Annotated in this window: 11 protein-coding genes; 9 read left to right on the top strand and 2 right to left on the bottom strand. The window is 64.2% G+C overall.

Annotation, left to right across the window (positions count from 1 at the left end; translation table 11 throughout):
* The first annotated feature begins 247 nt into the window (after nt 1-247).
* The 7 genes from MMF94_RS05760 to MMF94_RS05735 all read left to right on the top strand — a co-directional run bounded on the left by MMF94_RS05760 (nt 248) and on the right by MMF94_RS05735 (nt 5,341).
* Complete coding sequence (locus tag MMF94_RS05760) at nt 248-1,921, top strand: AAA family ATPase (RefSeq protein ID WP_241035215.1); 1,674 nt, start codon at nt 248-250, stop codon at nt 1,919-1,921.
* 36 nt (nt 1,922-1,957) lie between these two features.
* Entirely contained in the window at nt 1,958-2,410 is a 453-nt protein-coding gene (locus tag MMF94_RS05755; protein ID WP_241035214.1) for a hypothetical protein, read from the top strand.
* Between the two features lie 7 nt (nt 2,411-2,417).
* Nucleotides 2,418-2,633 (top strand): DUF2997 domain-containing protein, encoded by a 216-nt coding sequence (locus tag MMF94_RS05750; RefSeq protein ID WP_241035213.1) that lies wholly within the window; start codon nt 2,418-2,420, stop codon nt 2,631-2,633.
* Nucleotides 2,614-3,441 carry a ComEA family DNA-binding protein gene (locus tag MMF94_RS43685; RefSeq protein ID WP_379660268.1) on the top strand — a complete coding sequence of 276 codons (828 nt, stop codon included), beginning with the start codon at nt 2,614-2,616 and terminating at the stop codon, nt 3,439-3,441. Before MMF94_RS05750 ends, MMF94_RS43685 begins: the two co-directional genes overlap by 20 nt.
* A 51-nt stretch (nt 3,442-3,492) precedes the next feature.
* Complete coding sequence (locus MMF94_RS05745; protein WP_241035212.1) at nt 3,493-4,104, top strand: 4Fe-4S single cluster domain-containing protein; 612 nt, start codon at nt 3,493-3,495, stop codon at nt 4,102-4,104.
* Between the two features lie 305 nt (nt 4,105-4,409).
* Nucleotides 4,410-4,718: a hypothetical protein gene (locus MMF94_RS05740; RefSeq protein WP_241035211.1), complete on the top strand. Its 309-nt coding sequence runs from the start codon at nt 4,410-4,412 to the stop codon at nt 4,716-4,718.
* A gap of 434 nt (nt 4,719-5,152) precedes the next feature.
* The gene (locus tag MMF94_RS05735) at nt 5,153-5,341 is read left to right on the top strand and encodes a hypothetical protein (RefSeq protein ID WP_241035210.1); all 189 of its coding nucleotides are present in this window, start codon (nt 5,153-5,155) and stop codon (nt 5,339-5,341) included.
* A 1,260-nt stretch (nt 5,342-6,601) separates the two neighbouring features.
* Here the strand turns inward: MMF94_RS05735 and MMF94_RS05730 are convergent.
* On the bottom strand, nt 6,602-8,542 hold the full coding sequence (locus MMF94_RS05730) for an ATP-dependent nuclease (RefSeq protein ID WP_241035209.1): 1,941 nt from the start codon (nt 8,540-8,542) through the stop codon (nt 6,602-6,604).
* A 396-nt stretch (nt 8,543-8,938) separates the two neighbouring features.
* Between MMF94_RS05730 and MMF94_RS43270 the strand changes: the two genes are divergently transcribed.
* Complete coding sequence (locus MMF94_RS43270) at nt 8,939-9,214, top strand: hypothetical protein (RefSeq protein ID WP_338104166.1); 276 nt, start codon at nt 8,939-8,941, stop codon at nt 9,212-9,214.
* A complete protein-coding gene (locus tag MMF94_RS05725; RefSeq protein ID WP_277398654.1) occupies nt 9,202-9,921 on the top strand; it encodes an MFS transporter in 720 nt (239 codons plus the stop codon). The genes MMF94_RS43270 and MMF94_RS05725 overlap by 13 nt, the downstream gene beginning before the upstream one ends.
* A gap of 938 nt (nt 9,922-10,859) precedes the next feature.
* Here the strand turns inward: MMF94_RS05725 and MMF94_RS05720 are convergent.
* Nucleotides 10,860-11,954, bottom strand: coding sequence for an IS110 family RNA-guided transposase (locus tag MMF94_RS05720; RefSeq protein ID WP_241035208.1), 1,095 nt, complete (start codon nt 11,952-11,954; stop codon nt 10,860-10,862).
* Between the last annotated feature and the right edge of the window lie 201 nt (nt 11,955-12,155).

Below are 12,155 nucleotides of genomic sequence, written 5' to 3'. Positions count from 1 at the left end.
TCGTGCACGCTCGAGCACAGTGGACGGTCCCTGTGTTCCCCGCTGGAAGCGCCGATGGACTGCTCCCTCCGGGGTAAGGACGGCCTCTCGTGACGTCGAACCGACAAGATTGGACCCGCAGGTTCGACGAGCAAACCTCGACGCCGACGGAGAGGTCCGTCGCCAAGGATGCGCGAGTCGTGTTAGGTCTGTCGGCCATGCCCAGTAGCCTGCCCAAACACAGCTCTACCAAACCGGGGGTTAGCGAGTGAGCGGATCCTTCCGCGAGGTCCTCGGGGAGATGCTCAAGGCGCGCTTCCCCATCCTGTACGTGGAGACGTTCGAGGAGCAGCGAGCCATTACGGAGATCCTCTCCTTGGCGTCTAACGCCCACGAGCTTCGTACTCCACGCGCGGTCGCGATGTGGTCCGCGACTGAGGGTCTAGTCTCGGAGGACGGCTCCGCCCGCGGTGGAACGGAAACCCCGACAGCCGCGCTGGACGCGGCCCTCCGCACGACCGACCCCACAGTATTCATCTTTCGCGACCTCCACGCGTCGCTCGGAGACGGCCAGCGACCGGCTGATCCCGCAGTGGTCCGTCGACTTCGCGACATCGCCGCGGCATTCAAGGCGGGGACAGCAGCGCGCGCGCTCATCCTTGTGTGTCCGGTTCTTCGGATCCCACCAGAATTGGAAAAGGACATTACGCTCGTCGACTTCCCGCTTCCAGGTGAAGCCGAGATCCGACATCTTCTTGACGGCATGATCAACGCCAATGCTGCGGGCGGCCGAATTCAGGTCCTGGTCGACACCTTTGACCGAGAGAAGCTCGTCAAAGCTGCTCTCGGACTGACACTCGCCGAGGCTGAAAACGCATTCGCCCGCGCGATGGTGAGAGACGGTGTCCTCAGCATTGACGACGTCGAGGTTGTCCTGGAAGAGAAGCGCCAGACCATCCGCAAATCGGGACTCCTCGAGTTCGTAACCGTCGACGTCGCACTGGACGACGTCGGCGGACTGCAAAACCTCAAGCGATGGTTGGCTAAGCGCAACGACTCCTGGCTCGCCGAAGCCGCTGCCTATGGCTTACCAGCCCCGAAGGGCGTCCTCATCACCGGCGTTCCCGGTTGCGGCAAGTCGCTGACGGCAAAGGCGATCGCCTCCGCCTGGGGCCTACCGCTGCTTCGGATGGACATCGGAAAAGTCTTCTCAGGGTTGGTCGGCTCAAGTGAGCAGAACATGCGCACTAGCATTTCAACAGCGGAGGCGACCGCTCCGTGTATCCTCTGGATCGACGAGATCGAAAAAGGGTTCGCCGGGGTTGGGAACAGCGGCGACTCGGGAACATCCTCCCGGGTCTTCGGATCCTTTCTAACCTGGATGCAGGAGAAGACCCGACCAGTCTTTGTCATCGCGACGGCTAACAACATCGAGAACCTGCCGCCGGAGTTCCTCCGTAAGGGCCGATTCGACGAGATCTTCTTCGTTGACCTGCCCACCGATCCCGAGCGCCAGAGCATTTGGGACTTACAACTCAGCAAGCGCCTACGGACCAGCGCCGTCGCCGGCGATCTACGCCGCAGCGACGCCCTGCTCAGCGAACTCTCGAACGCCAGTGAAGGCTACTCCGGCGCCGAGATCGAACAGGCCGTCATCGCCGCGTTGTTTGACGCCTTCGCCGAACGTCGCTCGCTCCGACGCGATGACCTACTGCGCGCCGTTGCGAACATGGTGCCGCTATCGATCACCCAGTCCGAGCAAATCCAGGCGATCCGCTCATGGGCGAACGTCCGTGCAGTCGCGGCCACCGCTGCGGAAGACCGGTCCGAGCCGGACGAGTGGGTCGCCGACTTCCACCCCGCACCGACCCCAGCGGACAGGGGCACTCCCCTCACTCCCGGTGTGCTGCACGCCCGCGGAGGACGCACAGTTGACTTCTGACCGATCTATGCCGCATCGAATGAGGAGTTGTCTGCTGTGAGCATCTCGCTGGTGCTGCTCCCCCTCGCAATCGCTGCCGTGACGGCCGTGCATACGGCCAAGGGCTCCGGCGTGGACGCCCAGGGTCGAAACGTCTGTGAGGTCGGCACGCGCATGCGCGACACAGGACTGCTTGCCGAGGCGCTCACCGACGTCGGCGCGGGTGTCCGGGTCGAGAACCCGCACCAGCTCACGGCGTCATGGCATGGCGTCACCGCGTACTTCGCCCGCGATCACGAAGGCACCTGGTCGGCACACTTGACCGGTGAGGTAGACGAGAGCCGCGCCCGCGGCATCATCGCCTCGATCGACTCCGCCTACGGCCGGCGGGTGCAGGCGGCCGTTCTAGCGCGTCTACGCGAACGCGCTCCACTGGCCGGCCTTCAGGTGGAGTCTGAGACCGTATCCGCCGACGATTCCGTCGCCCTCGTGCTTAGCGTGCAAAGGTGATCCTCCGATGAATCCCCCCGCTCAGATCATTGTCCTGATCAGGCCGGACGGCACCGTCTCAGCTGAGACGAAAAACGTCACCGGTACCGCATGCCTCGACTACATCAGGCTACTCGAGGACCTACTCGGAGCCACCACCACGGATAGCTCTTACACCGAGGACTACACGCGAAGTGCAGCCACGAACATCCAGGAGGCACGCAATGAGCTCGGCTGGTCGTGACCGCCGCTCCCGGGCGCCGCAGGAGCTACTCGCCGATCGCGCCTGGCGTATACGACACAGCATTTGGCTCCTTGGCCCCATTGTGGGCATCGGGATCATAACCTGGGCGTCATTCCTCTACGTCGGCACCAAAGCCTCCCGACGAGACTGGCAGATCGCTGGCGGCCTCTACGCGGCCGCAACCGCCGCGATCTTCTTCTTCACGGACGGTACTGAAGGGCCGAACGGCAAGCCAAACGAGTGGCTCGGTGGCGTCATGCTCGCGCTTTGGGCAGCCGGAATAGTGCATGCCGTCTTGAGCAACAAGAGCTGGCTTCGGTGGCGTAGTCAGAACCACGCGCCCTGGTACGCCGCACAGGAGAGCAGCTCACCATCACCCCCGCAGAATCATCTGCCTCCCGAAGTCACGGCAATGGGCATCGACGCCGGCCAGTACTACGCACCCGCACCCCCTCCGAGCAACGCCGGGTCAACCGGCATCACTAGTTCCCCATGGCTTCACGCTCCTGGACCAGGAGTCGCCGGGTTCCAGCCCCCGGCCCCCCCGACAGAGGCGCCACGCCCGGTCGACGTCAACACGACTGGCCCCGAGAAACTTGCAGCGCTGCCCGGGATGACACCGCAACGCATCCAACGGGTCATGCACGAGCGCGCAGCCCGACGAGGCTTCACGAGCGTCTCCGAATTCGCCGACGCCGCCGGCCTCGCGCCACACGAACATCAGCGCATCCGGCCGCTCGTCACGTGCTCCCCGCCCAGTCGTGGGCCCGCTCCGCACACCGGCTACGGCCGAGTGCTGGACTACTGATCGTCAATGATGCCGAGTCCTCCACCCGCAGCCCCAGCCGACCACGTCGCGGTGAACCGCATCCTCGGCAAAACCCGGGCCGAAGGCCCGGGACTCCGCACCGCACTCTGGGTACAGGGCTGCACCATCCGCTGCCCCGGCTGTTTCAACCCTCACCTCTGGAGCAACCGCGGCGGCACGCCGCGGGACCCAGGCGATCTCGCCCGCGAACTGATAAATCTCGCCGAAATCAACGGCGTCGAAGGAATAACTCTGCTCGGCGGAGAGCCTTTCGATCAGGCACTGCCCCTCGCCGCCGTGGCACAACGCGTTCGCGCCACAGGCCTCTCGATCATGACCTTCACCGGGTACGAACTCGAGACGCTGCGTGAGTGGTCTGCAACCCGATCTGACATCAAAGCCCTACTCGCATCGACAGACCTTCTCGTCGATGGGCCCTATCGAGCCGGATCGCCCGACCACGCGCGCCCCTGGGCAGGCTCCGCGAACCAAAGCTTCCACGCCCTCAGCCAACGGTACGAGACGCTCCTCGACGGACTCGAAGGCATCCCCGACCGCCTTGAGGTGCACGTCCGAGCTGACGGATCGATCGCGGTCAACGGCTGGGCCGATGACGAGACCCTCGACTTGCTCCTCGAAGACTTGGGACGACGCCAGCGATAGCCGGTCCTATCGGTACAGAAGACACGTCGTGTTCCAGCGACCCGTCGCTGGTGTGGACCAGAACTGCGCAATCTCGCGTCTCGCGTGCCCCACGGGCGAGGGCGGGGTAGCCGAGACCGGCGGCCGCCACGAGCCGGAGGTGTAGTGAGCGAGCCAGCGGGACCGGCCGGTTAGGGCGCGCACCGAGACCTCGAGGACGCCGCGCTCGGACGGCCTGGGTTCACGAGCACGCCACCGGGTCAGGCGGGAGCGTCTGGAGATCGACTGGCGTGCGCAGGCCTCTTCCGAGTCGCATCGGGGCAGTCATGCTTGATGTCCAAGTCGTCCGCGATGATCCTCGGCGCTGCGACAACGTGAGGGTTTCCCTGCTCAGCTTTGCTATGCACTGGGGCATCTTGATCGCGCCCATCGCGTATCCGGCCTACGTTCTCATGGCTGCTGTGTTCAGCGTCTGCGGCGTTCCTCGCGGCGAGATCACCGAGTGTGCACTCAAGCAGGCAGATCGTCAGCGCTTCGCCAATCTCGTTCGAGCGGCCCGCTGGCTTCCCGCCGTGGCACCCGAGCCGCCGGACGGCAGCTCGGGACATCCCGGCGAGATCATGCGGGAGCGGTAGGTGATCGACTGACGGGCCTGATCTTCTACCGTCTGGTTGCCAGGAGCGGCCGTTCAGACGCAACCACACCTGCCGGTAGAGCCGGATAGCGACGCGCGTCATTCTCCGGATTCGGCGTGTTCGTGTCGCTGTCCCACAAAAGTGGGTCTTGCCACATGCGGACGAACTCATCCGTCCGCCGTGAGTCCGCGCGGACGACCCAGACGTGAGCCTTATCGCCTGGATTCTCCCCTATGTATACCTCCCCACAGCTCCAAGTTCGATCGTCCTTGATGATGCACGGCCCCGGCTGGAGGTAGAAGTCGCGGTCGTCGCTGCCATCTTCGCTGCCGAACTCGCTCACGAACACCCAGAGCGTCTCGCCTTGGCTCAGATCTCCTGCCTGGCCGCCGGCACTCTCGACCTCGCTAACAGGCCCCTGTGGATGTTCAATCGTGGGAATCCTCTTCTGCAGCCGCACTGGCACCACAACAGCGGGCGCGTCCCTCGCCGGCAACCACCTGCTGCCCGACGACCATCAACATCCCGACGACCCCTATTGCAGCTACAACCGCAACGACCGCTTCCACTTTCCCGGCTACCGTCATGTGCGGAGGGGGCAGTTGGCTGCTGCCGCTCGATGATCCCGGAAGGAACGGCCGTATCAGGTAGGCAAGGCAGAACAGCGCGGCAGTGCCAGTGGCCGCGAGGAGCCAGATGGCCGGGTCCGAGGTCGAGGCGGCTTGCAGCGCCCCCGAGACGCGCCGATCGCCGCGAACGCGGCTACGCCGCCCCGGATCCCGAGCTTGATCCTCGGGTACTTATTCGCCACTGCCGCGCTCCCGTCGATCATTGACAAGGCAAGGCAGTAGTCGATCGGTAGCCACGGACCGTTACGGGACATAAGCAGCGCGTCCGCCAGCACCGTCTCGGGCCCCACCAGAGTGCTGGTCAGGCCACGAGTGGCGAGTGCAACCAGACGTGCGGGAGTGATCGTGTAACCTTCTGGACGGCTCCCACCCCTGCCGAAACGCTCGCACGGATACAGCGAGCAGGTAGGGAGAAGTGTGCCTGCGGACTGGCAAGCATTGGCAATAGGCCCCGCCGGAGCAGCCGTCGTTTACGCGCTCGTCCGGCTGCTTGCACTGGCGATCGCGCTCCACGGCGCAGAGCCGGCCGAGAGGCCCGAGATCCTGCGCGCGCTCGGGGACTTCTTCCGTTGGCGCCGCCCACCCTGTGGCCCGGGCGGGCCCACTCCTCCCGCATGACGCGAGGTGGTGCCCAGGCGCTTCCCCCACCGGGCGACCACCTCGCGATGCTAGCGCGAATCGAACACGTGTTCTATATCGTGAGTCAAACTCCCGGCAGGGGCGCCGACCTTGGCATCGCGCGATCAGTGGGCATGGCTGACGGCCACCCCGACTGAAGCAACTCCTCCGTTCCCAGCAGGAACGGGACGCGAGATGACGATCCGGCGCGCAGGCGCCGGGTCGTCGTTCGTGGGTGAGTCATGACCAATTCAACGCGGGTTGCAAGGAGTCGCTCCCAGTGATCCGCGCCGGGGGAATGTGCCCCGCTGGATCAAGCGCCCGATCCACCGCGCCAACCGTGGATCGCGTGGGATCATTCGTGGCGCGAAACGCAGTGAACGACGGCAGACGCACGTCGCGTGATGGCCGGCGCGCAAACTGCTGGTGCAGGTAGGGGCTGCGTGAGGCGGGACACCGTCACCTTTTCAATCCGCGGTTCAGGGTTCGACACCTTGCGGTCCGCATTGCGCGGTAAACCGTACTCGCGCCGTGAGTCGTCATGAGACTTCACGCGGCGCATGAGGAATTGGGTGGCGGTTACAGCCATTCTGCGGAGTGCGCAAAAGTGCTGTCGCTGCCTCAATTCGGTAAGTTTCAACTGTAGGGCGGAGTTGAGGCTCGATTGAGATGCGAGCTTCCCTGAGCATTTACCATCAGTTTTCGAGCCGCTTCTACGAAATCTACCAGCGCGCCTTCGGGCTCTTCCACGGACTCCTCCGCTGCTAGTGCGTACGTCGCGCCGTTCTTCCCGGATGCTCCGCGTCCCTCCTCAATTAGCGCCTCTCGCTTCTTAGCCCATGCTGGCCAGTGTTCCTTTAGTTCAGTCTCAACCATATCGGGCATTGCGCCGACCGACGAGCTTAGAATCCCTTCAGGGTAGTCAATCTCGTCAAGTCCGAAGTATCGCAGCATCTCCCTGTTTTCGCGCATTGTCGCCAACTCTTGTTGTTCAATCACCCGCACATCTTTTCCGTCACGGCTCATTCGCGTCCCGAGGCCAGAATCGTTATCAAATACGCAAAGGGTAGGAATGCCCAACTCTGCGAGTATTGCGTGCAGGATCTGAATCCCCAACTTACCCTTAGAGGTCGCAACTACAATTCCATCGACCTCAAACGGCCGAGTGCGAGCAGCAATCCCTTCGAGAATTGCCTTATCGTGATCGCCCTCAACGACTACTGCCGCATTGGCGAAGAAAGCTTCCGCCAAGTTGCTCAGACAGACTTGTTGCCAGCGGCCGACCAATGCGCCAAGAGAGCGATGGCCGGCCAAGCGTGCGGCAACGCTCTCCATGGATGCTTGGTGCAAGCTAACCGATGGAACCGAGGAATTTTCCGCTCGACCTCTCGTAATCCTGCGAAGTTGGTCGAAGTATCGAGGCTCGATGAAGTAAGGGCTATGTGTCGCATACGCAACCTGAACGCTGGAGTTCGGTCCCGATGCAATCTGACGCAGGACGGAGGCCAGTAGCTTAGCCTGGGTTGGATGCTGGAAGAGCTCGGGTTCCTCGATTGCGAGGACCACGGTGCTCTCCGACGGATGCAGCGCGCCTTTGGATGCGAGTAGCCGGAGAGTCGAAATCAGGAGTGTGCGCTGTAGGCCGTGACCCTGCCGTTCGACCGTTGTCTCAACTACGTCGTCGATTATGCGGATTCCGATCTTTGATGCCTGCACTCGAACCGGAGGTGAATCGACTTCAAGTTTAACTGTTCGACCAGCTGAGAACAGCTCCATTTCGCCAGAGATCGCCCCGGCCGCATCGGCCAATTGACGATCAAGATGTTCTGCGTTGATCTCAGCTTGGCGCACTGCCAGATCCGCAACTAGTTGAGCTCCGGCATCATTCGCTTTTGACCGGTCTATGATGAGATCAAGCAGCCTCCCAACTATGGCCGTCTTCGAGTCAGCACTCTCTTCTGCGGCGCGTAGGTCCGCCGCAACTAGTACATAATCGAACAGTCCGGACAACTTCTTGTTTCCGCGAAATCCAAAGAAGTGGGTGTCGGAGACTTCTGCTTCAACAAGTAGTTCAGGGTGTTCTCGCTCCCAAGAGTCCATCGCCTGAAGACTAGCTGATTGATTTGTCCATCGAGGAATCGAAAGCTCCGGCGACTGCTGTGCGAGCGCGTTGAGGACGGTTCTCTTGTCCGCTGCCGTCGTCGCCGCTCGCACCTCCTCAAAGGGCGGATATGCTCGAGCCTTCCCGGTGAACTTGTCGACCCCGTCAGACCAAGTTCGCCACGCAGTGAAAAATTCAACCCCGTGGGGAGCATATTTAGGGCCGAGCATTTCGCGGTCGAGTGAGGTCAAGCTTTTGAACGTTACGCTGACTTGGATTTGCCGAGAGTCTGGCGATGCACCTTTGAAGACGTCTTCTTCGGTCAAGGACTCGCCATTGAAGAACCAATCTAGCGCGCGCAAAACGGTTGACTTTCCCGCTCCGTTTGGACCAACGAATGTTGTTATATTGTCAAACTCTATTGCCAGATGCTCTATGCACCGGAAGTTTGCAATCTCGACAGAGTCAATGCGCATGAGTGACACGTCGACTACCGAGTGTCATCTGTTACCCGACTGCCAAGGCTGCGCGCCAAGCGGTCGCTCTCGCACGTGGAATGTGCACGAACGCGAGAACGAGCGCGGGAAGAGACGTGCCCTCGCCGTGCGGGCAGATCTCCGCGGTGGGGCGTACCTCCCGGGGCTCACGGCGGCTATCACCCCCTCCTCGTGGGCAAGTCCGCAAGTTGGAGTGTGGTGTGCGTTGACGGCCGCCCCTGAGCGTCCGCGCAGTCGGGCCCTGCCAGGTGAAGGGATGGCATCTAGAACGAGGCTGTAGGGCATGTTCAGGAGGGGGCACGCGGTGGGGACTCCACTCGGCGGGAGTTCGCCCGGTCTCCCCTACAGCGAATCGAGCGGTGCGAGGCTCTGGCCGTGATGATCGCAGGCGTTGGGAAGCCGTTCGGGCGCTACTGGACGGCTGCGTTCCTGGCCGACTTCGGTGAGGGCCTTCGGTTGGCGGCCTTCCCGCTGCTGGCCGTGTCTTGGACCAGCAGCCCCATCGCGGTTGTCGCCGTGACCGCGATCCAAGCCGTGCCCTGGCTGCTCCTGGGGCCGGGTGTTGGCGTGCTCGTCGATCGAGTTGACCTGCGCAAGACCATGGTCATCGTCGATGTCGCCCGTGTGCTGCACTGGCCGTGGCCGTGTTGACCGATGCCGCGAGCCTGTTGATGCTCTACGCGGCGGCATTTCTTACTGGTCTTGGCTCGATGATCCACGATACCGCCGCCTCGACAGCGCTGCCGCGTGTCGTTGCAAATCATCAGCTCGATGTCGCGAATGGACGTCTCGTGGCCGGTGGTCTGGTCGGGGGAGAGCTGGCCGGACCAGCGGCCGGCGGCTGGTTGTTCGGTGTAGCTGCGGCGCTGCCTCTGATCACCAACTCCGCCGGGCTGGTGGTGGCAGTCGTACTCGTCTACACGCTCCCTGATGTCTTCGCTTCTCTGCCGTCCGAGCGGCGTCCCTCCGGCTCGGCGGTCATACGCACCATCCGCGACGAGATCCGCGCCGGTCTAGTGTGGCTGTGGAACGACCGTCAACTCCGGCACCTCATAGCGGCGACATGTCTGGTGATCACGGCTGATGGCGCCTTCCTCGCCGTCCTAGGTCTCTACGTCACAGAGATCCTCGGCGAGCAGCCGGCTACTTACGGAATCCTGCTCGGGGTCGGCGCAATCGGCGGAATCCTCGGTGGCCTGACCTGCGGCCGGATGGTTCGGCGATTCGGGTCTGCTGGCGTCCTATGGGCGGCAGTCGTCGCGATGGCCTCGGCGCAGCTGCTCATCGGCACGACCGCGAACACCTTTACAGCCGTGCACTGGCCATCAGCAGCGCCGCTTTTGCCGTCTTCAATGTGATCGCCCGAACCCTGAGACAGCGCCGAAGCCCATCCGAACTACTAGGACGGGTCACCGCCAGCTATCTCACCGTAGTACGGGGCGCCGAGGCCTGCGGCGCACAACTCGGCGGTGTCATCGCAACTACCGGCGGTATTCGGGCACCCATCCTTGCAGGCGTCCCGCTGCTCCTCATTGCCGCTCCACTCCTCAGGAGTCAACTTGATCCTCGGCGCCCGCATTGCCCGAATTAGCGGCCCTAGATCGCGGTGGAATCATTCGGTCCGGCCTGTTCCGGCGGCCAACCTGTGTCCTGGCCATCCCAGCTGGCGGACACCCGAGGGCTTAAGTACTCCGGCGCTCGGCCCCGGCCCATCAGGTAAGCAATCAGCCCACCGACACGCCAACCATGCACGAACCTTGTGATCACCGGCGGCCCCGACGACCTCGGATACGACCAGGTCCACCGCTCCGCTGCGCCGATTGCTGCCCGTCCGATCCCGGCGCAAAAGGCGACGCCAGTCAGAGCTACGCGTCGACGGACCAGAGGAGCTCGTCGTCGGAGAAGCGGACAACGACGTGCCGCCGCCGAGGCGCCGAGATCGGCACCCGACGTCGTCCGCCCCTCCTGATATGTCGGCCGGTCTTGTCAAGTGGGCAAGGTGGGGCGGTGTCCACGGCCCGCCGCTGTGGACACCGCCCCGGGGGCCCGGATGGGTCAAGCTGGTGACGAGCGTGTCGGTATCGACGCGTCGTCAGTCTGATATTCGCGGGTTGGTCACCGCAGGACGGACTGTTCGGCTCGAGCGGGGGCCGCGGGTCTAGTAGCGAGCGTCGCCCCCTTGCGCTCCCCAGCGATGGGTGTGGGTAGGGGGGTGCTCATAGGAGGGTCGCGGGTCTCGCTCACAGGCGCTGCCGTCACCGGCTCGGCTTATCCGGACGTGTGTGAGGTCCGCGGGTTAGTCGTGGAGGACGGCCAGTGACCAGCACCAGCCGGCCAGCTCACGGGCAATCGCGGTGTTGGCGATCACGGGTTGCTTGTGGCGGGCGTCGAAGCGGGCCCAGCGAGTGTGCAGGCGCCGGTTGGCGCGCTGGGCGCGGTCGCGGGCGGCCGGGGTGGCCCGATCCTGTCGGCGCCGCAGCCCACGCCCGGACGTGCAGGGGCGGCGGTGGTGCCAGGCCGCTTCGATCAGCAGCCGGCGGGCGTGAGCGTTGCCGGTCTTGGTGATCGAACCCTGCGAGCGCGACGCCCCGGAGGAGGACTCGGTGGGCACCAGCCCGAGATAGGCCCCGATCGAGCGGCCGGTCAACCGCTGCCAGTCACCGATCTCCACCGCGAGCCCGAACGCGGTCAACGTCGAGACCCCACGCAGGCACCCGAGCCGAGTCACGACCGGAGTGAACACACTGTCGGCGGCCATCTCGGTGATCGCGGCGTCGAGCCGGTCCCGACGTGCAAGCGTGGCCAGCAAGGTGTCGTAGGCGATGTCGAAGGCCAGCCCCAACCCAGGCGCGGTGAACACCTGCGAGCGGCGTTGGGTGCGCAGCCACTGCTCGTGGACACCGGTCCACGGTTTGCCGCCGTAGTAGACGATCCCTTGGCGCAGCAACAGCTTCGACAACCGGTGCCGCGCCGACATCAGATCCCCGCGCACATCGTCGCGGGCCCGGATCAGGTCGCGTGCTGCCTCCCGCTCCACGCTCGGCACCGTCACCGCAACGATCTCCCCGAGGTGCAGCAGCCTGGCCAGGTGCCGGGCGTCACGCTTGTCTGTCTTGACCCGATCCCCGGACGGGCGCTGCAGCTTGGAGGGCGCCGCTACCCAGCACTGGATCCCTTGCCCGGTCAAGAACCGGGCCAGCCCGAACCCGGTCGGCCCGGCCTCATAGGCCACAGCGACCGGGCCGGGCAGCAACCGCAGCCATCCGGCGATCTCGCCGTGATCCGGGGTCAACCGGCGCTCGAACAGCTGCCCGGTATCCGCGTCCAGCCCGCAGGCCAGCACCGAGCGTGCGTGCACGTCCAGCCCGACACTCGTACGATTCCGCTCCACTGGGGCCTCCCACATCTTGTGGCTCTACCGGCCAGGACCCACTCCTGCCCGGCAACCCACGCTCACATGTGGTGAGGCCCCAGCCCAGGCCTCCATACCGTCTAGGACGTCCCTCGGGACCGATCTCCAGGGCTCGGGACTGGATCCACTCGCAGGTTGCCGAACTGCGGCCGGATCGCAGGCCCTACCCGATTGCACCGT

The organism is Pseudonocardia alaniniphila (assembly GCF_022524485.1).
GTDB lineage: Bacteria > Actinomycetota > Actinomycetes > Mycobacteriales > Pseudonocardiaceae > Pseudonocardia > Pseudonocardia alaniniphila.
Note: the sequence above shows the minus strand (reverse complement) of the source record. Positions and strands in the feature narration are given on the sequence as shown.